Raw genomic sequence first — 26,830 nt, 5'->3', positions numbered from 1 at the left:
GCGACCATGCGCTATCTGAAACAACGCCGCGGCCAGTATGCAGCGCACGGCGAGGATCCGCTCGCCGGTGTCGCCAACCTGTTCGACGCCAGCATCGTGTTCATCGTCGCGATGATGCTCGCGCTGTTCTCGGCCTGGAACATGCTCGACCTGCTCGACCCGTCGTCCGAAGTCACGATTGCCAAGAAGGGATCGGATGGCAAGGTCGAAGTCATGACGAAGAAGGGCGCCGAGATCAAGGTCACGCGCGTGTCCGACAAGCCGCTGTCCGGCGCCGGCAAGCGCCTCGGCACCGCGTACCAGCTGCCGGACGGGAAGGTCGTGTATGTGCCCGAATAAGTTCATCCGCCTGCTTTTCCTGCTGGCCGCGCTGACGTTGGGGCAGATCGCCCAAGCCGCCCCGCGCACGCTGGCCCTGCTGCTGGGCGACGTCGAATCGCGTCCCGCCGTGCTGGCCGTCCGTGCGCTGAAAGCCGAACTTACCGCGGCCGACGTGGCCGTGCGCATCGTCCCGGCCAGCGGCATGACCCCGGCCGACCACGCCGCGCTGGCCGGCGCCGATGTCGCCGTCGTCAACGTCAAGGGCAGCCAGTTGCTGCAACTGGTCGCGCCCGACCTGGACGCGCTGCTGCGCCGCGCGCGGCCCGTGTACGCGGTCGGGGCGCAGCCGGACGACGCCCAGCGTGACCTGGGCATTCGTGCGGACCCCGCGATTCTTGCGTTCCACCGCGAAGGCGGCATCGAGAACATGGAAGGCCTGCTGCGGCGCGTGCTGGTCGCCGGCTTCGGCGCCCGCGTCGACGTGCCGCTGCTCCGCACGATGCCGGAAGCCGGCCTGTACGACGTCGACGCGCGCCGCGGCGCGGCCACCTTCGACGACTACGTCGCCCACTACGCGCACCACCGGCCCGGCGCGCCGTGGATCGGCGTGATGTTCTACCGCGCGAGCCTCGTCGCGGGCCAGACCCTGCCGCTGGCCGCCATCGTGCACGCGCTGGAGGGCGCGGGCTACAACGTGCTGCCCGCGTACGGCTACCCGTACGACGTGCCGTTGAAGCTGTTCCTCGATGCGGACGGCAAGAGCCGCATCGACCTGCTCGTGGCGCTCGGCATGAAGGTCGGCGGCACGGCGGCGACGGGCGCGCTGCTGGACCGGATCGGTGTCCCCGCCATCAACGCCATCACCCTGAGTCAGCACGGCGTGGCGCAATGGGAAGATTCGAAGGTGGGACTGGACCTGATGGAGCGCACGTGGCAGATGGCGGGTGCGGAGGTCGCGGGGCTCGTGCAGCCGACCGTCGTCGCGAGCCGCGAAAAGGTCGTCGATGCGGCGACGGGACTCGCGTACGTGGAAGAACAGCCAATTCCCGAGCGGGTGGCGCGCCTGCGCGCCCGCGTGGACGCCTGGCTCGCGCTGCGGCGCACGCCCAACGTGGACAAGCACGTGGCCATCGTCTACTTCAATTATCCGCACGGATCCGAGACGATCGGCGCGGCCTACCTGAACGTGCTGCCGGACAGCCTGTGGCAGATCACCGAGCGCCTGCGCGCCGTCGGCTACGCGAGCGGCAACCGCTATCCCGCCACGCCGGCGGCGCTGCAGCGCGAGGTCCAGCAGTGGGGCAACTATCCCGGGAAGACGGGGGCCGACTACCTGGCCGGCCTCGCGCGGCTGGCGTCCAGCGGCGAAGCGCTGCTCGTCCCGCTGGCCGACTACCGGCGCTGGTACGAGGCGCTGCCCGCGAAGCTGCGCGCGGCCGTTGAGGGGGCGTGGGGCGCTCCGGAGAAATCGCCCGTGCTGTGGAAGGATCCACATGGCGTGCCGCACTTCGTGTTTCCCGCGCGCCGCTACGGCAATCTGCTGCTGGCGCCGCAGCCGGGCCGCGCGTGGGAACAGAATCTGGCCAAGCTGCACAACGACGTGACGCTGCCGCCCGGGCACGAATACATCGCGTTTTATTTGTGGCTGCAGCACGGCCTCAAGGCGAACGCCGTCGTCCACGTGGGCACGCACGGCACGCAGGAATGGCTGACGGGGAAGGAGGCGGGCCTGTCGGCCAGCGACCCGACCGAAGCGCTGATCGGCGCCATGCCGAACATCTATCCGTACGTGATGGACGACGTGGGCGAGGGCATCCAGGCGAAGCGGCGCGGCATGGCGACGATCGTCGACCACATGACGCCGCCGTTCGACGCGGCCGGGCTGAACCCGGACCTGCGCGAGCTGGGCGCGCTGCTCAACGACTACCGCGTGGCGGAGCAGAAGAGTCCCATGCTCGTAAAGGCGCACCTGACAGCGCTGAACGCCCTGGCGCAGAAGGCGGGCGTGCTGAAGGACATGGGCAAGACGGCTCTGTTCACCGAGGCCGACATGGAAGCTTTGGAAGAATACCTCGACGACACGGGCAGCAAACTGACGCCGTTCGGCCTGCACACCTTCGGCGTGGCGCCCGCGCCGGACCTGCGTGCCGCCACCGCGCGTGCCGTGGTGAGCCTCGAGCCGCATCTCGACGATGCCGGCAAGGCGGCCCGCGCCGCGCAGCTGGAACGGGACATCGAGGCGAGCGCCGCGGCGGAACTGGCCCGTCTCGTGGATGCATTGGACGGCAAGTTCATCCCGACCGGCCCCAGCGCGGACCTCGTGCGCAATCCGGCCGCGCTGCCCACGGGCCGCAATTTCTTCGGCCTCGATCCGGCCCGCATCCCGGGCCGCGCCGTCTACGAGCAGGGCCGGCAGCTGGCCGCGACACTCGTCGAGGATTATCGGCGCCGCCACGGCGTGTATCCGGACAAGCTGACGATGAACCTGTGGGGCGTGGAGACGCAGCGTCACGAGGGCGTGATGGAAGCGCAGGCGATGGCGCTGATGGGCGTGCGGCCGACGTGGGACGAGCGCGGGCGCGTGACCGGTGTCGAGGCAATCCCCCGTCGCGAGCTGGGACGCCCGCGCGTGGACGTGACGATGGTGTCGTCCGGGCTGTTCCGCGACCTGTTCGGCAACGTGCTGAAGCTGCTCGACCAGGCCGCGCAGGCGGCGCGCGCGCAGAAGGATGACGAGGACCCGGGCGGCAACGTGCTGGCCGCGCACGCGCAGGCGATGGCCGCGAAGCTGCGGCAGGACGGCGTACCGGCGGAGGAAGCCGAACGGCTGGCCGGCGTGCGCATCTTCGGCCTGCCGTCCGGTGCGTACGGCACCAACATCGAAAAACTGCTGCCGCTGTCGAATGTATGGCAGGACGAGCGCCAGGTCGCGGACGTGTTCATCAACCGCATGAGCCACCCGTTCGGCAACGGCTACTGGGGCGACGACGAGGGCGATGCGGGGCGGCGCCGGGAAGTGTTCCGGCTCGCGCTGTCCGGCAGCCGCATCGCGCTGCACAGCCGGTCCAGCAATTTGTTCGCGACGCTCGACAACGACGATTTCTTCCAGTACCTGGGCGGCACGGCGCTCGCCATCCGCAGCGTCGACGGCAGGACGCCGGAGGTGCTCGTGAGCGATCTGTCGAACCCGCGCCGCGCGGGCCACAAGACCCTGAACCAGTACATGGGCCAGGAGATGCAGAGCCGCTACCTGAACCCGCGCTGGGCCGACAAGATGCTGGCCGAGGGCTATTCCGGCGCGCGCTTCATCAACCGCGTCGTCGACTATTTGTGGGCGTGGCAGGTGACGGTGCCGGAAGCCGTCGACAACGGGACGTGGCAACGCATGTACGACACCTATGTCGCCGACCGCCACGGCCTGCGCGTGCGCGAGCGCATCGCACAGGCGGGCAACCTGCGTGCGTGGCAGGCCGTCACGGACCGGATGCTGTCGGCGATCGAGAAAGGCTACTGGAAGCCGGATGACGCCACGCGCCGCCGGCTGCTGGCCGAGAACGCGCGCGCCGTCGCGGAAAGCGGCGCGGCCTGTGGGGCGGATTCGTGCAGCCGGGCGACGCTGACGTTGCAGCCGTTGCTGGCGGGACGGGCGCCGGGGCAGGGTGGGGCGGCGCCGCGCGTGTCGGCCGCGCCGGCCGCGGCACCGGCTTCACCGGTCAAGGTGCCGGAACCGGCGGTAGAAGGCAAGGTCGCCGGCTTCGAGATGGAGAGCGTCATGGCCATGACGCCCGTGCAGAAGACGGTCGGCGCGCTGGCCGTGCTGGCATTGGCGATCGCCGTGGTCGGCGGCGGTTACGCGTGGCGCCGCCGCGCGGTCACGTTCGGAACGGATTCCGGTCGTTGAGCTCATCGATGTAATCGTCGATGCCGCCGGCCTCCCGTTCCAGGAAGCGCTCGACGGCATCGGCAAACGACGGATGCGCGAGCCAGTGCGCCGACCAGGTCCGCGTCGGCAGGAAACCCCGCGCCATCTTGTGCTCGCCCTGGGCGCCGCCCTCGAACACCTGGATGCCCTGCTCGATGCAGAATTCCAGCGGCTGGTAATAGGCCGCCTCGAAGTGCAGGCAGGGCACGTGTTCCAGCGCCCCCCAGTAGCGGCCGTACAGGGTCGTCTTGTCGTGCACGACGAGGGACGCCGCGATCGGGTGGCCGTCCCGTTGCGCGATCACGAGCAGCAGGTTCTCCGGCATCGTCTTGCCGATGCGGCGGAAGAAGTCCAGGTTCAGGTAGGGCTTGGAGAAGTGTTCCGAGTAGGTGTTGCGGTAGCAGCGCGTGAAGAAGCGCCATTCCTCGTCGGTGATGTCCGGCCCGCGCACGCGCCGCAACGTCACGCCCGCCTCGCGCACCTTGCGCCGTTCGGCGCGGATGTTCTTGCGCTTCTTCTGTTCGAGCGTCGCGAGGAAGTCGTCGAAGGTCGCGTAGCCCGCATTCATCCAGTGGAACTGCACGCCGCTGCGCAGCAGGAAGCCGGCGTCGGCGAGCTGCTTCGCCTGCTCGTCCGGCGGGAACAGGACGTGCGTGGACGAGACGTCCGTCGCCTTCTGCGTTTTCACGAGCACGTCGACGAGCGCCGCCCGCGCATGCGCGTCGCGCGCGAGCAGGCGCGGGCCGCTCACGGGCGTGAACGGGATCGCGGACAGCAGCTTCGGGTAATACTCGAGTCCATGCTCCTGGTAGGCGTTGGCCCAGGCCCAGTCGAACACGTATTCGCCGTACGAATGGCCTTTTACGTACAGGGGCAGGGCAGCGGCCAGGCGCTCATCCTTGTCGTACAGGGCGATGTATTGCGGCTGCCAGCCCGTCTCCGGCGTCGCGCTGCCGGATTCGTGCAGGGCATGCAGGAAGGCAAAGGACAGGAAGGGGTTCGGCGAGGCCTGCAGGGCCACGAGGGAGTCCCAGTCCGCCTGCCCGATCTCGGACAGAGAAGAAACGATATGCGTGCGATAATTCAAGATGACTTCCGTGAGCTGTTGAGACCTATGGATAAGCGATTCTTCAACCTGTATTCCCATGACTTCGCGCGCGTCGCCGTCGCCAGCCCGCGCTGTAAGGTCGCCGACCCCGCGTTCAATGCGCAGGAAACGATCCGCCTGGCACGCCAAGCCGCAGAGCAGGGCGCCGTGCTGGCCGCGTTCCCCGAACTGGGGCTGTCGGCCTACACGTGCGACGACCTGTTCCACCAGCGCGCGCTGCTCGACGCCGTGCTGGACGCGCTGGCCGAGGTGGTCGCGGCATCGAGCACATTGCCGCTGGCCCTCGTCGTCGGCGCGCCGCTGCGCGTCAACCACGTGCTGTTCAACTGCGCCGTGGTCGTCGCGGGTGGCCGCATCCTGGGTGTGGTCCCGAAAAGCTATCTGCCCAATTATGGCGAATTTTACGAAAGTCGGCAGTTCAGTCCCGCGGACAACGCGGCCGTCGACCGGATCACCCTGCTGGGCCAGGACGTAGCCTTCGGTCCGGAACAGATCTTCGAGCTGGAAAACCAGCCGCTGTTCCGCTTCCACGTCGAGATCTGCGAAGACGTGTGGGTGCCGGTCCCGCCGTCCTCGTATGCCGCGCTGGCCGGCGCGACGGTGCTGGTGAACCTGTCGGCGTCGAACGTCGTGGTGGGCAAGAGCGGCTACCGGCACCAGCTCGTGTCGCAGCAGTCGGCGCGCTGCCTGGCGGCCTACCTGTACACGTCGGCGGGCCGGGGCGAATCGACGACGGACATGGCGTGGGACGGCCAGTCGCTGATCTACGAAAAGGGCGACAAGCTGGCCGAGTCCGAGCGCTTCCTGGCCGATTCGCACATCATCTTCGGCGACGTCGACCTGGAACGCCTGTCGGTCGACCGCATGCACACGACGACGTTCGCGCAATCCGTGCGCCGCCATGCGCACGAAGTCGAAAAATTCCGCGTGCAGACCTTCGCCGTGCCGCTGCCGCTCGACAAGGACCTGCCGCTGGCCCGCCTCGTCGAGCGCTTCCCGTACGTGCCGGCCGACGGCCGCCGCCGCGACGAGCGCTGCACGGAGGTTTACAACATCCAGGTGCAGGCGCTCGTGCAGCGGCTGCAGTCGTCCGGGCACCAGAAGGTCGTCATTGGAGTGTCTGGCGGCCTGGATTCCACGCATGCGCTGCTCGTCTGCGCCAAGGCGATGGACAAGCTGGACCTGCCGCGCACGAACATCCTCGCCTACACGATGCCGGGCTTCGCGACGAGCGAGCGCACCTTGCGCCAGGCGCGCGAACTGATGCGCGTCGTCGGCTGCACGGCGCACGAGATCGACATCCGCCCCAGCTGCATCCAGATGCTGAAGGACCTCGGCCACCCGTATGCGGAAGGCGCCGAGCAGTACGACGTCACGTTCGAGAACGTGCAGGCGGGCGAGCGCACGAGCCATTTGTTCCGCCTCGCGAACCACCATCATGCGATCGTGATCGGCACGGGCGACCTGTCCGAGCTGGCGCTGGGCTGGTGCACGTACGGCGTGGGCGACCATATGTCGCACTACAACGTCAACGCGAGCGTGCCGAAGACGCTCATCTCGCACCTCGTGCGCTGGGTCGCCGACACGAACCAGATCGGCGACACGGGTTCCGACGTCCTGATCAACGTGCTGGAGACGGAGATTTCGCCGGAGCTGGTGCCGGGCAAGACGGGCACGGGCAAGGAAGAGGGCAAGCCGGCGCAGGTGACGGAAGACTTCATCGGTCCGTACGAGCTGCAGGATTTCAACCTGTACTACACCTTACGCTACGGCTTTGGGCCGGCGAAGGTGGCCTTCCTGTCGTGGAGCGCGTGGCAGGATCGCGCCGCCGGTCCGTGGCCGGAAGGCGGCAGCCCGGCGCGCAATCAGTACGACCTGGCGGCGATCAAGAAAAACCTCGGCATTTTCCTGTGGCGCTTCTTCAAGACGAGCCAGTTCAAGCGCTCCTGCGTGCCGAACGGGCCGAAGGTCGGCAACGGCGGCTCGCTGTCCCCGCGCGGCGACTGGCGCGCGCCGAGCGACTCGGAAGCGACCGTGTGGATGGACCAGCTGGCGAGGATTCCGGACTGACCGGGTGCCATGCGATAATCCCGGGAAATTCTTAGGAGATACCCATGAAACAGATTACCTGCGTGATCAAGCCGTTCAAACTGGATGAAGTGCGCGAAGCGCTGGCCGAAGTGAACGTCACCGGCCTGACCGTCACGGAAGTGAAGGGCTTCGGCCGCCAGAAGGGCCACACGGAACTGTACCGCGGCGCCGAATACGTGGTCGACTTCCTGCCCAAGGTGAAGATCGAAGTGGTGGTCGACGATGCGCTGACCGAGCAGGTCGTGGACGCCATCATCAAGGCTGCGCGTACGGGCAAGATCGGCGACGGCAAGATCTTCGTGCAGGAAGTGGAGCAGGTGATCCGTATCCGTACGGGCGAGACGGGGCCGGACGCCGTGTAACGCATTACAGGGCCAGTCAGTTACTGACTGGGCTTCTCTTGTGCCTTCGCGAGGTTCGCATAATATCCGTCGCGGGCCAACAGGTCGTCATGCGTGCCGGTTTCGACAATCGCGCCGTTACGCATCACGACGATCCGGTCTGCGTTTCGGATGGTAGAGAGGCGGTGCGCGATAACCACCGTCGTACGGCCTCTCATCAGTCGTTCAAGGGCCGCCTGCACCTGGCGTTCCGATTCCGTGTCCAGCGCGCTCGTGGCTTCGTCCAGGATCAGGATCGGCGCATCCTTGTACAGCGCGCGGGCGATCGCGATACGTTGGCGCTGTCCACCCGAAAGCCGCAGGCCGTTTTCACCGACTTCCGTCATGTAGCCGTGCGGCTGGCGCACAATGAATTCGTCCGCGTAGGCCGCTCGCGCGGCGGCGACGACGCGGTCCTGGTCCGGATCGGGATCGCCGTACGAGATATTTGCGGATAACGTATCGTTGAAGAGCACGACATCCTGTCCGACGAGCGCAATCTGCGCACGCAGGTCCTGCAACCGGTAGTGTCGAATGTCTTCGCCGTCCAGCAGAATGCGGCCGCTGCTGACGTCGTAGAAGCGCGGCAGCAGACTTGCAAGCGTCGTCTTGCCGCTGCCGGAGCCGCCCACCAGCGCTACCGTTTCGCCGGCGGCGATATGCAACGACACGTCGCGTAAGGCGGGGGTGGTGTCGACGTTCTGCTTGCCGTAGCTGAAACCCACCGACTCCAGCACGATATCGCCGGATGCACGGGCCAGTGAACGCAGCCCGCTGTCATCTTCCGCTGGAGCGTCGATGATGCCGAATACGGACGTTGCCGCCGCGAGGCCGCGCTGCAGCGGTTCGTTGACCTTGGTAAGATTCTTGATCGGCGATTGCATCGCCATCAGCGATCCCATGAAGGCGACGAACGCGCCCGGCGACAGAGCGCCTGCCTGTGCACGCAGCAACGCGAAATAAATCACGGCTGACAGGGTAATGCCAACCAACATCATGATCACGCCCGAGTTCAGTGCGGCTGTGGCGGCATGCTTGACGGACAACTGGCGATTCCGTTTCACCACGTTGTCAAAGCGCTGCTGCTCGTAATGCTGGCCTCCGAAGATCTTGACGACGCGCTGGCCACCAATGCTTTCGTCCAGCACATGGGTGAGTTCACCGATTGCATGCTGTGCGTTACCGGAAATGCGACGCATCCGGCGTCCCGCCACGACGACGACGAGTGCGACCATCGGCAGCAGGCCGAGGCAAAAAACGGCGAGCTGCAAGTCGATCCGGCACAGCAATACAATGTACCCGGCCGTGGCGATTGAATCCCGTACCACGACGTTAACGACATTCAGCCCTGCTTGCGAAACCTGATTGGCGTCGAACGTAACACGCGACAGTATGGTGCCGGTCGACGACTGATCGAAATAGCCGTTGGGAAGACGCAGGATGCGTGCAAACATTTTGCGGCGCAGGTTAGCCTGCACGTGGTTGCTGAGCCAAGCCGAGCCATAGTCCCCGGAAAAGCTGCTCACCATTCGCAGAATGGCCAACGCCATGATGGTCGCGGGAATCGTCCATAGCGCCGTTCCAGCAGTCGCCGCTGGAACGATGTGGCTTATCCATTCTTTGATGACATGCGGCAGGCCACTTGCGACCATGCCGGACATGACGTTATGCGGGTTTAACGCGTTGACTACATTCTCCAACTGCCGGATCAGGAGGACATCGGTCACGGACGCTATGGCAATCGCCACCAATGTCGCGCACAGTTGCCCGGCATAGGGACGGAATTCAAGCAGCAGACGAAAATACAGCAGGCGGTTTTTCAAGGGAAGGCTGCCGTCGCGATAAAAAGTCCATATTATGGTCGCCGGTATGTCAAGCGGACCGCAACGGTAAGAAATATTCTCAGGCTGGTGAATTTCGTAAATTCACCGCCCCACCCGCACATCGAACTTCCACGCCACCAGCCGGAACACGACGATGAACATCGCGCTGGACCACAGCGCGAAATCGTGCGGAAAGCCGTTCATCCCCAGCAGCAGAAACATCCAGTTGCCGAGGAATGCGCAGATCGCGTAGGGCTTGCCGTCCCTGAATACCATCGGCACTTCGTTGCAGACGATGTCGCGCATTACGCCGCCGAAGATCCCCGTGATCACGCCCATCATCGAGGCGATGAACAGGGGCATGTGCGCGTCCAGTGCGGACGATACGCCGGCCACGGAAAACAGGCCCAGGCCGACCGCGTCGGCGATCACGATCAACCGTTCCGACACGATCTGGCGCAGCGTCCGGATCAGCGGCGTCGCGACGAGGGCCAGCACGAAGATCAGGATCGCGTACTCCTGGTGGATCACCCAGAACAACGGCCGTTTATCGAGCAGGATGTCGCGCAGGGTACCGCCGCCGAATGCGGCGATGAAGGCGACCGTGAACACCCCCACCACGTCCATGCGTTTCCTGCGCGCCTCGATGAACCCCGAGAACGCGCCCACCAGGATTGCAACGATTTCAATGACGGTGATGAGATGCATGCGGGGGCCGATAGTCTCCATGTTGCTAGACTAGCATGCCGACCTCGGCCACGTCAGTTGGCGCGCGGTGCCAGCGGCAGGCGGACGGCGAAGACTACCAGGCCATCCTCGTACCGGTAACCGATCTCGCCCTCGTGTTCGCGCACGATCTGCTGGGCGATGTACAGGCCGAGACCCATGCCCGTGCGGTTGCGCGGATTGTTCAGCGAGCTGCGCTTGAACGGGTTGAACAGCGCGGCCTCGGTCTCCTCCGGGATCGGCGCGCCCGCGTTCGCGACTTCCAGTACGGCGACGCCATCGCGCGGCGCGAGGCGGATCGTGATCGGCTGGTTCGGCTCGCCGTGGTGGCGCGCGTTGGAGAGCAGGTTCGAGATCACCTGGCCGAGCCGGCCGCCGTCCGCCAGCACGAACGCCGGACCGACCGTGTGCAAATCGTAGACGATGGTCGGATAGGCAAGGCGCGCTTCCTCGACCATGTCCTCGACGAGGGCGGCCAGGTCGACGGGATGCAGGTCAATGCCGAGCGAGAGGCCGCGGTCGATGCGGCTCATGTCCAGCACCTGGCCGATCATGCGCTGCATGCGGTTGCTGGACGACTGGATGCGCTTGCCCAGCGTGCCCTTGTTGCTGCCGCCATCCGTCTTTTCCAGGACCATGCCGGCCATGTTGATGGAGTTGAGCGGGTCGCGCAGGTCGTGGCCCAGCATGGCGAGCAGTTGCGCGCGCGTGGATTCCGTCTGGGCGCGGCGGGCGTTCGAGACGCGCGCCAGCTCGCCCAGCATCATGCGCGCATGCGTGAGGACGCCGTCTTCCCACGGGTGAGCACAGCCGCGGACGGTCTCGTGCCAGGCCTCGAACGAGCCGCGCGGCGTCAGGCGCTCGCCCAGCGGGCCGGCCTGGGTCTTGTCCGGTTTGCCGCCCCAGGCCACTTCCTCGATCTGTTCCGTGCGCAGCAGCACGCACCAGCCGCCGGTGTGGCCGTCGAACGGCAGGCCCAGCATGCCGGCCCATTTGCCGAGCAGGGGCCGGACCGCTTCCGGCCAATCGTTCGCGCACGCGCGCGTCAGGATGGCGTGCGGCTCGGCCGGCAGCGACGCGATGATCGCTTCGCCCAGCGCCTGGTCGACGCCGCGGCACACGACGCGCCCGTACTGGCTGACGACGAGCGCCTGCGCATGCGTCGATTCCAGCAGGCCGTCGCCATGCTCGACGAGCGCTTCGAGCGGGTCTTCTTCCAGCAGCAGCGATTCCACGAGGCTCGTGCGCACCTTGGCCGCGTGCTCGACAAGTTCCGCGTCCTCGCGCGCCTCGATGCCCTGCACGGTGGACGCGATCACCTGCGCCAATACGTCGGCCGCCATCCGCACGGAGTAAGGCACGCGCTTGGGAGACATGTGGTGGCACGCGATCAGGCCCCACAGGCGGCCGTGGATGACGATCGACACGCTCATCGACGCGCCCACGCCCATGTTCTGCAGATACTCCACATGGATCGGCGACACGCTGCGCAGCACGGCGAAGCTCATGTCGAGCGGCGTGCCGCCTTCCGCGCCGAGCAGCGGCACGGCCTGGTAGCCGACGTCGGCGATCATGCGCAGGGTGTTCAGGACGTACAGGCGGCGCGCCTGCGGCGGGATGTCGCCGGCCGGGTAGCGCTGGCCGAGGTAGGGCACGAGGTCGTCGCGGCGCGCCTCGGCCACCACGTCGCCGGAATCGTCGCTGCGGAAGCGGTAGGCCATCACGCGGTCGAAGCCCGTGAAATCGCGGATCTGGCGCACGGCCGACTCCAGCAGGCCGTCGATGGTGCGCTGGCGGCGCAGGCGGTCGATCGACGAGTGCGCCTTGATCGCGAACTGGGCGACTTCCTCCATGCTCGCTTCGCGCGCCTCGAATTCGACGAGGACGCGGTGCATGTGCGCGTGGACAATGCAGTCGTATTCGCGGCCGCGGACGGACAGGGCCGCCACCGAAGCCGGCGCCGCGCCATCGTCCATCGTGGCTATGCATTCCTGGATGAGTTCGGTCACCGCCGTTGGCAGCCCGAGCGCGGCGAAGGGTTGTCCGAGCGCGGGTGCGCTGTCCGTGACCGCGGCGATGTTCGCGCTCCAGCCGTCGACGAGCCCGGCGTCCGACAGGAACAGCAGGGCGCCATGCGGCTGGATCGAGCCGGGGATATGGATCGGTTCATCGGCGCAGTTCTGCAAATCGACGCGCCGCGTTGCTGCCATCGGTACGGGGGTACTGGACTCCACTCACTCATCCTTATGCCGGCAGCGCCGCCTCGGCACCACGAAGTCTGCATCTTACAGGTTTCGTTAAATCATGACCGTCATTTGACAACGAAACGTGCTCGAATCGTCACGATTTAACAAAGTTATTTCGTGACTTGACAGAAGGAAAGATTGCTCAATCCAGCAATGCGGGGCGCAGGAGGACGATCAATGCGCCATTGCCCCCGTCGCCCCGGTTCGCGACGCAGAAGGCGACCACGTCGCCCGTCTGCACGAGCCAGCTGTGGACCATGCCGCGCAGGACGGGCTCGCCGCCGGCCGAGCCATAGCCCACGCCGTGGATGATGCGCACGCAGCGGATGCCGCGCTTGGTGGATTTGCGGAGGTAGGCGTCGACGTGGCGCCGCGCCAGGTCGCGCGTGAGGCCGTGCAGGTCCAGCTCGTCCTCGACGGGCCAGTGGCGCTTGCGCAGCTTTTTGACGACGTCCGGGCCGACGCCGGGCGCCGACCAGCTGAGGGACGGGTCTTCGTCGAGCAGGCCGTTCACGTCGAACTGGTCGGACAGCATCGACTCGCGCAGCACGGCCGCCGTTTCTTCCTCCTGGGTGCGGGGCCGCGTCGGCAGGGGCTGGCCGCGCGTTTCGAATTCGTGCATCGGCCGCCACACGTAGCGGTCCGATTCGGGCATCTTGACGACGTCCGTGACGGCCGAGCGGAATTCGACGGCGTGCTCGCGCGCGATGCGCTCGCGCTTTTCCCGCTCGGCCTTTTCGATGGCGCGCAGCCTTTCGTCTTCCTTGAGCTTGTCGCGCAGGGATTTCAGTTCAGCAAAGTCTTTCATGCCCGCCATCGAACAACCTATAAAAAATTACTCCAGGGCTTCCAGGTAACGCTGGGCATCCAGCGCGGCCATGCAGCCCGAACCCGACGACGTGATCGCCTGGCGGTACACGTGATCCTGCACGTCGCCGGCCGCGAACACGCCCGGAACGTTGGTCGCGGTGGCCATGCCTTCGCTGCCGCCGCGGGTCTTGATGTAGCCGTTGTGCATGTCGATCTGGCCTTCGAAGATGCCCGTGTTCGGCTTGTGGCCGATCGCCACGAACAGGCCGTGCACCTTGAGCTCCTTCGTCGAGCTGCCATCCGTCGATTTCAGCTGCAGGCCCGTCACGCCGCTCTGGTCGCCCTTGACCTCGTCCAGCGTCTGGTTCAGTTCCAGCGCAATCTTGCCTTCGGCGACCTTGGCCATCAGGCGGTCGACGAGGATCGGCTCGGCGCGGAACTTGTCGCGGCGGTGGATCAGCGTGACTTTCGTCGCGATGTTCGACAGGTACAGCGCTTCCTCGACCGCGGTGTTGCCGCCGCCGATGACCGCCACTTCCTGGTTGCGGTAGAAGAAACCGTCGCACGTGGCGCAGGCGGACACGCCTTTGCCCATGAATTCCTGTTCGCTGGGCAGGCCGAGATACTGGGCCGAGGCGCCCGTCGCGATGATCAGCGCGTCGCACGTGAACTCGTGCGAGTCGCCCACCAGGCGGATCGGCTTCTCGTTCAGGTAGGTCGTGTGGATGTGGTCGAACACGATCTCGGTATTGAAGCGCTCGGCGTGCTGCAACAGGCGCTGCATCAGTTCCGGACCCTGGACACCCAGCGGATCGCCCGGCCAGTTCTCGACGTCGGTCGTCGTCATCAGTTGACCACCCTGCTCGACACCGGTCACCAGCATCGGACTGAGATTGGCGCGCGCGGCGTACACGGCAGCGCTGTAACCGGCGGGGCCGGAACCGAGGATCAGGACTTTGGCATGTTTGCGAGTGGTCATGTGTGAACTTCTTCTATTGGATGATGCCCGGAAAGTGGGGCCGGGCAGTGCGGGAATCAAGAGGCGTTGAACCCGGGATTATAGTCGATGATGCAAACAAGCATGAATCGTGGGGCCAACGCGGCCTTATATCGCTTAGAATGGTCATCTTCGGGGAATTGTTACCCGGCAGTACCGTTTCACATCGCAATGAGCAAGAATAGTCCATCGACGAGCACGACCTATACTCACAAGCCGCGACCGCCGCGCCAGCCGCTGCCGAACCGGCTCGTGCGCCTGTTGTCGGAGGCGCGCTGGCTGGCCACGGCCGTCGCGCTGTTGTATTTCGTCCTCATTTTGCTCAGTTATAACAAGGCCGATCCGGGCTGGTCGCACGAGAACGCCGTCGCCCACGTCGCCAACCTGGGCGGCCGCGCCGGCGCCTGGCTCGCCGACTTATTGTTATTCATTTTCGGCTTTTCCGCCTGGTGGCTGTGCGTCTGCTTTACGCGCGCCGTGTGGAAGGGCTACCGACGGCTGCATACCCGGTTCATCGTGCAGGAAGCGGAACAGGAGCCCGAGCACCAGGGCGAAACCCTGATCCGCTGGATCGGCTTCGTGCTGATGTTTGCCGGCAGCGTAGGGCTCGAATACCTCCGCATGTGGTCCTTGAAGGTCGAGCTGCCGCGCGCGGCCGGCGGCGTGCTGGGCCAGCTGATCGGCCATTCCGCCCACACGGCGTTCGGTTTCACGGGCGCGACCCTGCTCCTGCTGTTGTTGTTCGGCCTCGGTTTTTCCTGGTATTTCCAGGTGTCGTGGCTGGCCGTGGCCGAGCGCATCGGCGAATCCGTCGAGACGACGTGGGACTGGTTCCGCCTGCGCTACGAAGACCGCGAAGACCGCCGCTACGGCGAAGTGGCGGCGCACAAGCGCGACGAAGTCGTCGTGCACGAGCGCGCCAAGTACGTGGAAAAACATGCCGGTTCGCCGGTCCGCATCGAAACCCCGCGCGACGACGAGTTCGACGAGCCGCACGCGGACGCGGCGCCGGCGCCGGGCTTCCTCGCCAAGATGAAGGCGAAGGTGAAGGCGCGCGGCGAAGCGAAGCTGGCCCGTGCCCGCGCCGAGCCGCAGATCGACGACGCGCAGGCGCCTGCCGCACCGTCCGCGTGGGAGCCGTCGTTCGACGAGCCGGACGAGGCGCCCGTCGCGCCGCGCGCGCCAGCGCCTGTGAAGTCGCCGCTGCCCCCGGCGTCGGCACCGAACCCGTCGCCGATCAAGATCGAGCCGGCGATGACGAGCGTGCCGCGTTCCGAACGCGCCGAGAAGGAGCGCCAGTCGCACCTGTTCGAAGTCCACGGCGACAGTACGCTGCCGCCGCTCGCGCTGCTGGACGAGGCGCCGCCCGTCCAGGAAACCGTCGCGATCGACACCCTGGAATTCACCAGCCGCCTGATCGAGAAGAAGCTGTCCGACTTCGGCGTCGAGGCGAAGGTCGTCGCCGCGTATCCGGGCCCGGTCGTGACGCGCTACGAGATCGAGCCGGCAACGGGCGTGAAGGGCAGCCAGATCGTCAACCTGGCGCGCGACCTGGCGCGTTCGCTGTCGCTGACGTCGATCCGCGTCGTCGAGACGATCCCCGGCAAGAACTACATGGCCCTCGAGCTGCCGAATCCGAAGCGCCAGATCGTGCGCCTGACAGAAATCCTCGGCTCCAAGGTCTATGGCGACAGCGCATCGAGCCTGACCGTCGCGCTGGGCAAGGACATCGCCGGCAAGCCGGTCGTCGCCGACCTGGCGAAGATGCCGCACCTGCTGGTGGCGGGTACGACCGGTTCCGGTAAATCCGTGGGCATCAACGCGACGATCCTGTCGCTGCTGTATAAAGCCGATCCGGCCGACGTGCGCCTGATCCTGATCGACCCGAAGATGCTGGAGATGTCGGTGTACGAAGGCATCCCGCACCTGCTGGCGCCGGTCGTGACGGACATGCGCCAGGCCGGCCACGCGCTGAACTGGGCCGTGAACGAGATGGAGCGGCGCTACAAGCTGATGTCGAAGCTGGGCGTGCGTAACCTGGCCGGCTACAACGGCAAGATCGCGGAAGCTGCCAAGCGCGAGGAACACATCCCGAACCCGTTCTCGCTGACGCCGGACGCGCCGGAACCGCTCGATAAGCTGCCGACGATCGTCATCATCATCGACGAGCTGGCCGACCTGATGATGGTGGTCGGCAAGAAGGTCGAGGAGCTGATCGCCCGTATCGCCCAGAAGGCGCGCGCGGCGGGCATCCACCTGATCCTCGCGACGCAGCGTCCGTCCGTGGACGTCATCACGGGCCTGATCAAGGCGAACATCCCGACGCGTATCGCGTTCCAGGTGTCGTCCAAGATCGACTCGCGCACGATTCTCGACCAGATGGGCGCGGAAACGCTGCTGGGCATGGGCGACATGCTGTACATGCCGCCGGGCACGGGCCTGCCGGTCCGCGTGCATGGCGCGTTCGTGTCGGACGATGAAGTGCATCGAGTTGTAAAACATCTCCAGTCCACGGGCGAACCGAATTACATTGAAGGCATCCTCGAAGGCGGCGTGGCTGAGGATGGCAGCGGCGGCGGTGCCGACGGCGTGCCGGCCGGCGAAGGCGGCGGCGAGTCCGACGCGATGTACGACCAGGCCGTGGCCGTGGTGCTGAAGAACCGCCGGGCGTCGATCTCGCTGGTGCAGCGCCACCTGCGCATCGGCTACAACCGCGCCGCGCGCCTGCTCGAGCAGATGGAGCAAAGCGGCATCGTGTCGCCGATGCAGTCGAACGGCAACCGGGACATCCTGGTGCCTGCAACGAACGCGGAATGAGAATGCTTAAAAAAACACTGATCGCTACCACTTTTCTAATTGCTGGCGTCGCCCACGCCACCGCGCTGGACCAGTTCAAATCCTTCGTGTCGGGCACCAAGTCCGCCCGCGGCGAATTCACCCAGACGCAGGTCCAGAAGACCAAGACGGGCAAGACGTCCAGCGGCACGTTCGTGTTCGCGCGCCCCGGCAAATTCATCTGGACGTACCAGAAGCCGTACGAGCAGTTGTTGCAGGCCGACGGCGAGACGCTGTACCTGTACGACAAGGATCTGAACCAGGTCACGACGCGCAAGCTGGGCGGCGCGCTGGGCAGCTCGCCGGCTGCCATCCTGTTCGGCAGCAACGACCTGGAAAAGAATTTCACCCTGGCCGAAGCGGGCACGCGCGATGGCCTGGAATGGCTGAACGCGACGCCGAAATCGAAGGACACGACGTTCGAACAGATCGGCATCGGCCTGAAGGACGGCATCCCGCAGGCGATGGAGTTGAAGGACAACTTCGGCCAGACCGTGCTGCTGAAATTCACGAGCTTCCAGCGTAATCCGGCGCTGGGCGCGCAGACGTTCAAGTTCGACGTGCCGAAGGGTGCCGAGGTCGTAAATCAGTAACACTTGCGTTTTCGTGGGCGCGGCCATATATAGGCAAGATGGAGAATAACAACGCCGCCCATGGATGACCTTTTCAAGACGGAACCTGCCGCCCCGCTGGCGGAAGCCCTGCGCCCGAAGACGATCGACGAGGTAATCGGCCAGTCCCACCTGCTGGGCGAGGGCAAGCCGCTGAACCTCGTGTTCAAGTCGGGCCGGCCGCATTCGATGATTCTGTGGGGCCCGCCCGGTGTCGGCAAGACGACGCTGGCGCGTCTGACGGCGAATGCATTCGACTGCGAATTCATCGCGCTGTCGGCCGTGCTGTCGGGCGTGAAGGACATCCGCGCTTCCATCGAACAGGCCGAGCACTACCTCGCGGGCGGGAAGCACACGATCCTGTTCATCGACGAGATCCACCGCTTCAACAAGTCGCAGCAGGATGCGCTGCTGCCGTTCGTGGAATCCGGCCTCGTCACGCTGATCGGCGCGACGACGGAAAACCCGTCGTTCGAAGTGAACTCGGCACTGCTGTCGCGTTCGCAGGTGTACGTGCTGAAGGCGCTGAACGACGACGAGATGCGCCAGCTGCTGGAGCGCGCACGCGGGCAGGGCGGCCTGTCGCACCTGCAGTTCGACGACATCGCCGTCCAGACCCTGATCGGCTACGCGGACGGCGACGCCCGCCGTTTCCTGAACCTGCTGGAGCAGACGAAGACGTCGGCCGACACCGCGCGGACGACCCACATCACGCGCGAATTCGTCGAGAACGCGCTGACCCTGAACGCGCGCCGCTTCGACAAAGGTGGCGACAATTTCTACGACCAGATCTCGGCGCTGCATAAATCCGTGCGCGGCTCGCATCCGGACGCCGCGCTGTACTGGCTGTGCCGGATGCTGGACGGCGGCGCGGATCCGAAATACCTGGGACGGCGCATCGTCCGGATGGCGTGGGAAGACATCGGCATCGCCGACCCGCGCGCCATCCAGCTCGCGAACGACGCGGTCGAGACCTACGAGCGCCTCGGCTCGCCCGAGGGAGAGCTCGCGCTGGGCCAGGCCGTCATCTACCTTGCCATCGCCGCCAAGAGCAATGCCGGCTACAACGCGTTCAATGCCGCGATGGCGTTCGTGCACAAGGACAAGTCGCGGGAAGTCCCGGTCCACCTGCGCAACGCGCCGACCAAGCTCATGAAGGAACTGGGCTACGGCCACGAATACCGCTACGCCCACGACGAGCCGCACGCCTACGCGGCCGGTGAGACCTATTTGCCGGACGGCATGCCGGAGCCGGGCTGGTACCAGCCGGTGCCGCGCGGGATCGAGGCGAAGATCGCGGACAAGCTTGCCTGGCTGAGGAGTCTCGACGACGACGCCCGGGCCGGCGGCGACCCGGACTGATCACGATTCCCGTGTGCCGCGCCGGCGCAGCACCGTCAACTGGCCGTCCGGTTCCAGCCACGCGCGCTTGACCTGGGCGATGTCGTCGACTTCATGCTCGTGCAGCATCGCATGCAATTCCTCGTCGCTGATCAGTTCCCGGCGCAGCGCGGCGTCCTGCTTGACGCCGTCCTTGATGATGCAGATCGGCGGCGCCAGCGCAAAGCGGCGGAAGCGGGGAAAGCGGAAACTCAGCCAGTTCAGGCCGTAACTCCAGCCGATGATGGTGCCGATGAGGAGGAAACCGTCGACGATGGAAATATAGTCGCCCGCCATGGCGTTCTGGGCGGCGTCGGCGATGATCACCAGCACGAGCAGGTCCGAGAGGCCCAGCGCCCCGGCGTCGCGCCGCACGACGAAGCGGAACAGGCAGAACAGGAACAGGTACGTCAGCGTGCCGCGCACGAACAGTTCCAGCGGCGGTACGCTGAACGTGAAGAGCGATTCCCAATCGACGTCCATGGCGGTTCTCTCCTCGGCATTGGACTGCCGTGCCAGCCGAAAGATCGGCGCGCGAGAACCTCATACGACTTGGTACAATTGCGGTTTCGATATCCCACCCTGCAGATTCCCGACAATGATAGACATCCAACTCCTCCGCAAAGACATCGACAACGCCGCCGCACGTCTCGCGAGCCGCAAGTACCAGCTGGACGTCGCCGGATTCAACGCCCTCGAAGCCGAGCGCAAGGCGATCCAGACGCGCACCGAGGAATTGCAGGGCAAGCGCAACTCGCTGTCCAAGCAGATCGGCATGCTGAAAGGCAAGGGCGAGGACACGAGCGCCGTGATGGCGGAAGTGGCCGGCATCGGCGACGAGTTGAAGGCCAACGAGACCGCGCTCGCCCAGGTGCAGGACAAGCTGGCCCAGTTCATGGCCGCGATCCCGAACCTGCCGCACCCGTCCACGCCGGTGGGCCAGGACGAGTCGGGCAACGTGGAAGTCCGCAAGGTGGGCACGCCGCGCGCATTCGATTTCGAAGTGAAGGACCACGTCGACGTCGGCAGCCCGCTGGGCCTCGATTTCGACACGGCCACCAAGCTGACCGGCTCGCGCTTCGCCGTGATGAAAGGCGGCATCGCCCGCCTGCACCGCGCGCTGGCGCAATACATGCTGGACACGCACACGGGCCAGCACGGCTACACGGAGTGCTACACCCCGTACATGGTCAACGCGGATTCGCTGCGCGGCACGGGCCAGCTGCCGAAGTTCGAGGAAGACCTGTTCGCCGTGAAAAAAGGCGGCGCGGAAGGCGAGGGCGAGAATTTCTACCTGATCCCGACGTCGGAAGTGTCGCTGACCAATATGGTGCGTGACGAGATCGTCGCGGCGGAATCCCTGCCGATCAGGATCACGGCGCATACCCCGTGCTTCCGCTCGGAAGCGGGCAGCTATGGCCGCGACACCCGCGGCATGATCCGCCAGCACCAGTTCGACAAGGTCGAGCTCGTCCAGATCGCGCACCCGGAACAGTCGTACGACGCGCTGGAAGAGATGGTGGGCCAGGCCGAGACGATCCTGAAGAACCTGGGCCTGCCGTACCGCGTGATGCAGCTGTGCACGGGCGACATGGGCTTTTCCGCCGCGAAGACCTACGACCTGGAAGTGTGGCTGCCGGCGCAGAACACCTACCGCGAGATCTCGTCGCTGTCGAACTGCGAAGACTTCCAGGCCCGCCGCATGCAGGCCCGCTTCCGCAACGCCAAGGGCAAGCCGGAACTGCTGCACACGCTGAACGGGTCGGGCCTGGCCGTGGGCCGTACGCTGGTCGCGGTGCTGGAGAATTACCAGCAGGCGGATGGCAGCGTCGTGATTCCGGAGGTGCTGCGTCCGTACATGGGTGGGCTGGAGCGTCTGGCGCCGGCGGCGTAATCAAATAGCCCTTCCGTTTTCCCGAGAGGCCGTCTATAATGCGGCCTCACGCGAATACAAGCGACCGGTTACCAGGAGAGGTGGCAGAGTGGTCGAATGTACCTGACTCGAAATCAGGCGTACGGGTGACCGTACCGTGGGTTCGAATCCCACCCTCTCCGCCAGAACAAACAAGGCCCCATCGGGGCCTTTTTTGTTTTGGCGGAGAGAGCAGGGCGCCTGCGCGCCCTGCGGGGTGGGATTCGAAGGGCCGGGCCTACGAGCCCGGCCCTCTCCGAATCGCCCATTTGCCGTCCGCAAGGCGGACGGCCCCGCGCGCCGAGGGCGCGCGCTGCAAAGCCCGCGCAGCTAACACAGCCTCCAACTTTCCTTCAATAATCTGCACATTGTTAGCAATCCCCCGCCAATAGCTATCCTGAAGGCATAAGTTCTTTCTACTCTGCAGGTTTATGAGAAATACCTGGAGGAGATCCATGAAAGCCTTGTCCACGCTGTCTGCCGCATTGCTCGCGGTGCTGCTCGCCGGTTGCGGAGGTGGCGGTTCCGCATCGGCGCCCACTGCTCCGGTTGCCGTCATGCCGACGCCGGCACCAACGCCGGCACCAACGCCGGCACCAACGCCGGCACCAACGCCTGCGCCGGCACCCACACCCGCGCCCGCTACAAGCCTGTACCCGAGCTACAACACGAATCCCATCCCCGCCGACATGACGGGCATGTCCCATGACGCCCAGCAGATCGCAGCCTCGGTCCGCATCGGCTTCAACATCGGTAACACGATGGAAGCCATCGGCGGCGAAACAGCCTGGGGCAATCCCCTGATCACGAACGACCTCATCAAGGCCGTCAAGCAAGCCGGCTTCAACGCGATCCGCCTGCCCGTGGCGTGGGACCAGTATGCGGACCAGAAGACGGGCCAGATCAGTGCCACCTGGCTCGCCCGCGTGAAGCAGGTCGTCCAGTACTGCGTCGACAACGACATGGTCGTCCTCGTCAACATCCACTGGGACGGCGGCTGGCTGGAAAAGAACATCACGCCCGCCAGGAAGGACGCCGTGAATGCCAAGCAGAAGGCGTACTGGGAACAGATCGCGACGACCCTGCGCGATTTCGACGAGCACGTGATGTTCGCCAGCGCCAACGAACCGGCCACGGGCAATGAGCAGAATACCGACGTGCCGACGCTGAAGGCGGCAGTCGATGTCCTGAAGAGCTATCACCAGACCTTCGTCGACACGGTGCGCGCCACCGGCGGCAAGAACGCCTACCGCGTGCTGGTCGTGCAGGCCCCGGAGACCAACATCGACCTGATGGTGAAATACATGCCGACGCTGCCGACCGACAAGGTGGCTGGCCGGATGATGGCCGAGGTCCACTTCTACGCGCCGTTCAATTTCGTGCTGATGGAAAAGGATGAAAGCTGGGGCAAACAGGCTTATTACTGGGGCGCGGGCAACCACTCGACGACGGATACCGACCGCAATCCGACATGGGGCGAGGAAGATTACGTCGATGCGCAATTTGCCAGCCTGAAGACGGCGTTCGTCGACAAGGGCATTCCGGTCCTGCTCGGCGAGTTCGCCGCCCAGCGGCGCACGAACCTGACGGGCGACGCCCTGGCGCTGCACCTCAAGTCGCGCAACTACTATCATACCTACGTCGTCAAGAAGGCCCGCGCCAACGGCGTGCAGCCGTTCTTCTGGGACATCGGGGCACCGGACGACCAGTCGGGCAGCATCTTCGATCGCCGGACGTACCAGGTGCGCGGCCAGGCGACGCTGGATGCGCTGATGGCGGGCCTGGCGGCGAAGTAAGGGGGGCGCCTTCTCAAGTGGAGACCCGGATGAGCGTTTTCTCCAGGTTCTGCATCACGTTGCTCGCGGTGTCGCTTGCGGGTTGCGGCAGCAGTGGCGCGGCCACCGCCGCCGCAACGACGGCCCGGACGGCGGCGGCCCCGTATCCGAGCTACAACACGAACCCGGCACCGGCCGACATGACGGGCATGTCGCACAATGCGCAACAGATCGCGGCGTCGATCCGCATCGGCTGGAACATCGGCAATGCGATGGAGGCGATCGGCGGCGAAACGGCATGGGAGAATCCCCAGGTCTCGAATGCGCTGATCCAGGCCGTCAAGAAAGCCGGATTCAATGCAATCCGCCTGCCCGTGTCGTGGGACCAGTACGCGGACCAGAAGACGGGCCAGATCAGCGCCGCCTGGCTCAATCGCGTGAAGCAGGTCGTCCAGTACTGTGTCGACAACGACATGGTTGTACTCGTCAACGTCCACTGGGATGGCGGCTGGCTCGAGAGGAATGTCACGCCCGGCAAGAAGGACGCCGTCAATGCCAAGCAAAAGGCGTACTGGGAACAGATCGCCACGGCGTTGCGCGACTTCGACGAGCACGTGATGTTTGCCAGCGCCAACGAACCGGGTGCGCCGAACGCGCCGGCGGCCACGGTCCTGATGAGCTATCACCAGACCTTCGTCGACGCGGTGCGCGCCACCGGCGGCCGGAACGCCTACCGCGTGCTGGTCGTGCAGGGGCCCGACACCGACATCGACAAGACGGTCAAGCTGATGCACACGCTGCCGGCCGACAAGGTACCCGGCCGGATGATGGCCGAGATCCACTTCTATGGCCCGTATAATTTCGTGATGATGGACAAGGACGAAAGCTGGGGCAACCAGGCCTATTACTGGGGCGCGGGCAACCATTCGAAGACGGACACGAAGCACAATCCGACGTTTGGCGAGGAAGCGTTCGTCGATGCGCAGTTCGCCAGCCTGAAGCGGAAATTCGTCGACAAGGGCATTCCCGTCGTGCTGGGAGAATTCAGCGCCATGCGGCGCAAGAACCTGACGGGCGATGCCCTGGCGCTGCACCTCAAGTCGCGCAATGACTACCATACCCATGTGGTCAAGGCGGCCGTCGCCAACGGCGTGCTGCCGTTCTACTGGGACGTCGGTGTGACGGACGGCATCTTCGACCGCAAGACCAGCCTGGTGCGCGACCAGGCGACGCTCGATGCGTTGATGGCGGGTCTCGCTCCCTGATTGCGCTAGACTGGCGGTCATGAAAACCGCCATCTTCAGTGCCCGTCCGTACGACAAGTCGATGCTGTCGGACGCCAACCGGGAAGCCGGCCACGACCTGCGCTTCCTGGAAGATCGCCTGACGCTTCAGACGGCCGCCCTGGCAACAGGCTGCGGCGCCGTCTGCGTCTTCGTCAACGACACGGTCGACGCAGAGGTCCTCGCGCTGCTCGCGCAGCAGGGCACACGCCTGGTGGCGACGCGCTCCACCGGCTACAACCACATCGACGTGGCCGCGGCCGGGCGGCTCGGCATCGCGGTCGTGCGCGTGACGGACTATTCGCCGCACTCGGTGGCGGAATTCGCGGTGGGCCTGCTGCTCGCGGTGAACCGCAAGATCGCCCGCGCGAGCGCCCGCACGCGCGACGGCAACTTCGATCTGCACGGCCTGATGGGCTTCGACCTGCACGGCAAGACCGTGGGCGTGATCGGCACAGGCAAGATCGGCACGATCTTCGCGCGCATCATGACCGGCTTCGGCTGCACGGTGGTCGGCCACGACCGCTATCCGTCGCCGGCGTTCGAGGCGCTGGGCGGACGCTACGTCGGCATCGACGAACTGCTGGACTGCAGCGACGTCGTCTCGCTGCACTGCCCACTGACGGAAGAGACGCGCCACATCGTGAACGCGACGTCGCTGGCGCGGGCCAAGCGGGGTGGCATCCTTGTGAACACGAGCCGCGGCGGACTGGTGGACACCGAGGCCGCGATTGCCGCGCTGAAGACGGGGCAGCTGGGCGGTCTCGCGATCGACGTGTACGAACAGGAGGCAAGCCTGTTCTTCCAGGATTTGTCGTCGACGATCATCACGGATGACGTCATTCAGCGGCTGGTGTCGTTTCCGAACGTGATCGTCACCGGGCACCAGGCGTTCTTTACCGTCGAGGCCATCGGGCAGATTATGCGGACGACCATCGAGAGTTTGACGGCGTTCGAGCAGGGGAGGGAATTGGTGAATCGCGTCCCGGTCAGCTAAGTGCCCGGCTGTTTCAAGCAAAACAAAAAGGCCCCGATGGGGCCTTGTTTGTCTTGGCGGAGAGGGTGGGATTCGAACCCACGGTACGGTCACCCGTACGCCTGATTTCGAGTCAGGTACATTCGACCACTCTGCCACCTCTCCTGGTAACTTCATCATGCGGTCGTTTCGCGTGAGGCCGCATTATAGACGGTGGGTAAGAGAATCGCAAGCGTCGCATATGCGCCGAGGCGCGCGCCACAAACTCACCCCCCGCAGGGAGGGACAACCCCCCGATAACCCGATCGGAGTATTGTCCGCCCACCCTATCCAAGTAACACTTCTCCCATCGAAATTTAACCTTTCACGTCGATTGGAGAAGTACATGCACCCCAAACGCGTCGTCGTCACCGGCTACGGAGCCGTCTCCGCCCTGGGCGAAAACGTCCCGGAAATCTGGGACGCGATCATGAATTACCGCGTCGGTTACCAGCTGACCGAGTTCCCCGACCCCAAGATCAATGCCCGCTTCTTCAGCTTCATGGAAGACAGGCGCCAGCGCTACGCCGGCTTCCCGAAAGCCGTGCTGAAAATGCTGCCGACGTTCGCGAAGAACGCCCTGGTCGCTTCGCGCGAAGCCCTGCAGATGGCCTTCGGCAGCGCCGACGAGATTCACCGGTTCGTGAAATCCCCGTTCGACATCGGCGCCATCATCGGCACCGGCTGGGGCGGCATGGACTCGGTCAACGACAACAACAACGATTACCGCGAGAGCGGCCTGTCGTCGTCGTTCGCCACCCTGATGTCCATGCACAGCATCGGCACCGCCGCCGTCGCGCTGAACTGGAATATGCGCGGCTACCAGAACACGCCGGTCGCGGCCTGCGCGACGGGCACCATCGCCATCGGCGACGCCTATGAAGTCATCAAGTCCGGCCGCGCCAGGGTGATGCTGGCCGGCGGCAGCGAATCGCTGAAGGAGACGTTCAACGTCTGGTCGATCGACGTCATCCAGGCCCTGAGCAAGGAACAGCACGACGTGCGCCGCGCCTGCTGCCCATTCAGCGCGCGCCGCACCGGCTTCGTGCTGGCGGAAGGCGCCGCCGTCCTGTGCCTGGAAGAGCGCGAGCATGCGCTGGCGCGCGGCGCCGCGATCCTCGGCGAGATCACGGGCTACGGTAATTACTCGGACGCGTACGACATGACGGCGCCCGCCGACGACCTGCGCGCGCGCCACATGGCGATCGTGCAGGCCGTCGGCCAGGCACCGGACCGCATCGGCTACATCAACCTGCACGGCACGTCCACGCCGATCAACGACGTCAACGAGACGAACACGATCAAGTCCGCGTTCGGCGACGGCGCGCCCGGCATCCCGATGTCGAGCACCAAGTCGTACACGGGCCACCTGATCGGCGCGGCCGGTTCGATGGAAACGATCTTCTGCCTGAAGACGCTGGAGACGGGCATCATCCCGGCCACGATCCACATGGACGAAGCGGATCCCGCGTGCGACCTCGATTACACGCCGAACGAACACCGCCAGGTGGAGCGGATCGATGCGGCCCTCAACGTCAGCTTCGGCTTCGGCGGCGCCAACAGCGCCCTCGTCGTCGGGCGCGCGTAAGGAGAGG

General features: G+C 65.5%; 19 protein-coding genes and 2 tRNA genes. 13 read left to right on the top strand and 8 right to left on the bottom strand.

What is annotated here, in order from left to right; all coding sequences use genetic code 11:
• Window positions 1–6: 6 nt before the first annotated feature.
• Window positions 7–339 (top strand): DUF2149 domain-containing protein, encoded by a 333-nt coding sequence (locus P0M04_RS31705; RefSeq protein ID WP_259452524.1) that lies wholly within the window; start codon window positions 7–9, stop codon window positions 337–339.
• Complete coding sequence (locus P0M04_RS31700; protein WP_259452525.1) at window positions 326–4,222, top strand: cobaltochelatase subunit CobN; 3,897 nt, start codon at window positions 326–328, stop codon at window positions 4,220–4,222. The genes P0M04_RS31705 and P0M04_RS31700 overlap by 14 nt, the downstream gene beginning before the upstream one ends.
• Here the strand turns inward: P0M04_RS31700 and P0M04_RS31695 are convergent.
• Complete coding sequence (locus P0M04_RS31695) at window positions 4,194–5,330, bottom strand: GNAT family N-acetyltransferase (RefSeq protein WP_259452526.1); 1,137 nt, start codon at window positions 5,328–5,330, stop codon at window positions 4,194–4,196. The genes P0M04_RS31700 and P0M04_RS31695 overlap by 29 nt on opposite strands.
• Before the next feature lie 27 nt (window positions 5,331–5,357).
• Between P0M04_RS31695 and P0M04_RS31690 the strand changes: the two genes are divergently transcribed.
• Both P0M04_RS31690 and P0M04_RS31685 read left to right on the top strand, forming a co-directional pair.
• Window positions 5,358–7,421 carry an NAD(+) synthase gene (locus P0M04_RS31690; RefSeq protein WP_259452527.1) on the top strand — a complete coding sequence of 688 codons (2,064 nt, stop codon included), beginning with the start codon at window positions 5,358–5,360 and terminating at the stop codon, window positions 7,419–7,421.
• Window positions 7,422–7,465: 44 nt separating this feature from the next.
• Window positions 7,466–7,804, top strand: coding sequence for a P-II family nitrogen regulator (locus tag P0M04_RS31685; protein WP_036236923.1), 339 nt, complete (start codon window positions 7,466–7,468; stop codon window positions 7,802–7,804).
• Window positions 7,805–7,824: 20 nt separating this feature from the next.
• Here P0M04_RS31685 and msbA read toward each other — a convergent pair whose 3' ends face one another.
• The 5 genes from msbA to trxB all read right to left on the bottom strand — a co-directional run bounded on the left by msbA (window position 7,825) and on the right by trxB (window position 14,406).
• A complete protein-coding gene (gene msbA, locus P0M04_RS31680; RefSeq protein ID WP_259452528.1) occupies window positions 7,825–9,645 on the bottom strand; it encodes a lipid A export permease/ATP-binding protein MsbA in 1,821 nt (606 codons plus the stop codon).
• Between the two features lie 102 nt (window positions 9,646–9,747).
• Entirely contained in the window at window positions 9,748–10,353 is a 606-nt protein-coding gene (locus tag P0M04_RS31675; RefSeq protein WP_036240718.1) for a trimeric intracellular cation channel family protein, read from the bottom strand.
• Between the two features lie 53 nt (window positions 10,354–10,406).
• Window positions 10,407–12,605, bottom strand: a complete 2,199-nt coding sequence (locus P0M04_RS31670) for an ATP-binding protein (protein ID WP_259452529.1) — start codon at window positions 12,603–12,605, stop codon at window positions 10,407–10,409.
• A gap of 154 nt (window positions 12,606–12,759) precedes the next feature.
• Complete coding sequence (locus P0M04_RS31665) at window positions 12,760–13,425, bottom strand: Smr/MutS family protein (RefSeq protein WP_307727352.1); 666 nt, start codon at window positions 13,423–13,425, stop codon at window positions 12,760–12,762.
• A 27-nt stretch (window positions 13,426–13,452) separates the two neighbouring features.
• Window positions 13,453–14,406 carry a thioredoxin-disulfide reductase gene (trxB, locus tag P0M04_RS31660; RefSeq protein ID WP_259452531.1) on the bottom strand — a complete coding sequence of 318 codons (954 nt, stop codon included), beginning with the start codon at window positions 14,404–14,406 and terminating at the stop codon, window positions 13,453–13,455.
• Between the two features lie 189 nt (window positions 14,407–14,595).
• Between trxB and P0M04_RS31655 the strand changes: the two genes are divergently transcribed.
• From P0M04_RS31655 to P0M04_RS31645, 3 genes are read left to right on the top strand one after another with little or no spacing between them, the layout of a single operon-like run.
• A complete protein-coding gene (locus tag P0M04_RS31655) occupies window positions 14,596–17,241 on the top strand; it encodes a DNA translocase FtsK (RefSeq protein ID WP_259452532.1) in 2,646 nt (881 codons plus the stop codon).
• Complete coding sequence (lolA, locus tag P0M04_RS31650; RefSeq protein ID WP_259452533.1) at window positions 17,238–17,852, top strand: outer membrane lipoprotein chaperone LolA; 615 nt, start codon at window positions 17,238–17,240, stop codon at window positions 17,850–17,852. Before P0M04_RS31655 ends, lolA begins: the two co-directional genes overlap by 4 nt.
• A 60-nt stretch (window positions 17,853–17,912) precedes the next feature.
• A complete protein-coding gene (locus P0M04_RS31645) occupies window positions 17,913–19,232 on the top strand; it encodes a replication-associated recombination protein A (RefSeq protein WP_259452534.1) in 1,320 nt (439 codons plus the stop codon).
• Here the strand turns inward: P0M04_RS31645 and P0M04_RS31640 are convergent, their stop codons facing one another.
• Complete coding sequence (locus tag P0M04_RS31640; RefSeq protein WP_259452535.1) at window positions 19,233–19,733, bottom strand: DUF421 domain-containing protein; 501 nt, start codon at window positions 19,731–19,733, stop codon at window positions 19,233–19,235. It abuts the gene before it with no gap.
• Between the two features lie 115 nt (window positions 19,734–19,848).
• Between P0M04_RS31640 and serS the strand changes: the two genes are divergently transcribed.
• The 5 genes from serS to P0M04_RS31615 all read left to right on the top strand — a co-directional run bounded on the left by serS (window position 19,849) and on the right by P0M04_RS31615 (window position 25,217).
• A complete protein-coding gene (gene serS / locus P0M04_RS31635; RefSeq protein WP_259452536.1) occupies window positions 19,849–21,144 on the top strand; it encodes a serine--tRNA ligase in 1,296 nt (431 codons plus the stop codon).
• A 74-nt stretch (window positions 21,145–21,218) separates the two neighbouring features.
• Window positions 21,219–21,308 (top strand) — tRNA-Ser (locus P0M04_RS31630).
• A gap of 309 nt (window positions 21,309–21,617) precedes the next feature.
• Window positions 21,618–22,958, top strand: a complete 1,341-nt coding sequence (locus tag P0M04_RS31625; RefSeq protein WP_259452537.1) for a glycoside hydrolase family 5 protein — start codon at window positions 21,618–21,620, stop codon at window positions 22,956–22,958.
• Between the two features lie 29 nt (window positions 22,959–22,987).
• A complete protein-coding gene (locus P0M04_RS31620) occupies window positions 22,988–24,202 on the top strand; it encodes a glycoside hydrolase family 5 protein (RefSeq protein ID WP_259452538.1) in 1,215 nt (404 codons plus the stop codon).
• Window positions 24,203–24,221: 19 nt separating this feature from the next.
• Window positions 24,222–25,217, top strand: coding sequence for a 2-hydroxyacid dehydrogenase (locus tag P0M04_RS31615; protein WP_259452539.1), 996 nt, complete (start codon window positions 24,222–24,224; stop codon window positions 25,215–25,217).
• Window positions 25,218–25,271: 54 nt separating this feature from the next.
• On the opposite strand, the gene P0M04_RS31610 is transcribed toward P0M04_RS31615, so the two are convergent.
• Window positions 25,272–25,361, bottom strand: a tRNA-Ser gene (locus P0M04_RS31610).
• 220 nt (window positions 25,362–25,581) lie between these two features.
• Between P0M04_RS31610 and P0M04_RS31605 the strand changes: the two genes are divergently transcribed.
• Window positions 25,582–26,823: a beta-ketoacyl-[acyl-carrier-protein] synthase family protein gene (locus P0M04_RS31605; RefSeq protein WP_259452540.1), complete on the top strand. Its 1,242-nt coding sequence runs from the start codon at window positions 25,582–25,584 to the stop codon at window positions 26,821–26,823.
• Window positions 26,824–26,830: the final 7 nt, after the last annotated feature.

The organism is Telluria mixta, assembly GCF_029223865.1.
In the GTDB taxonomy this organism is placed as follows: Bacteria; Pseudomonadota; Gammaproteobacteria; order Burkholderiales; family Burkholderiaceae_D; genus Telluria; species Telluria mixta.
The sequence above is the reverse complement of the archived record's forward strand: the minus strand, read 5'-3'. Positions and strand labels throughout refer to the sequence as shown.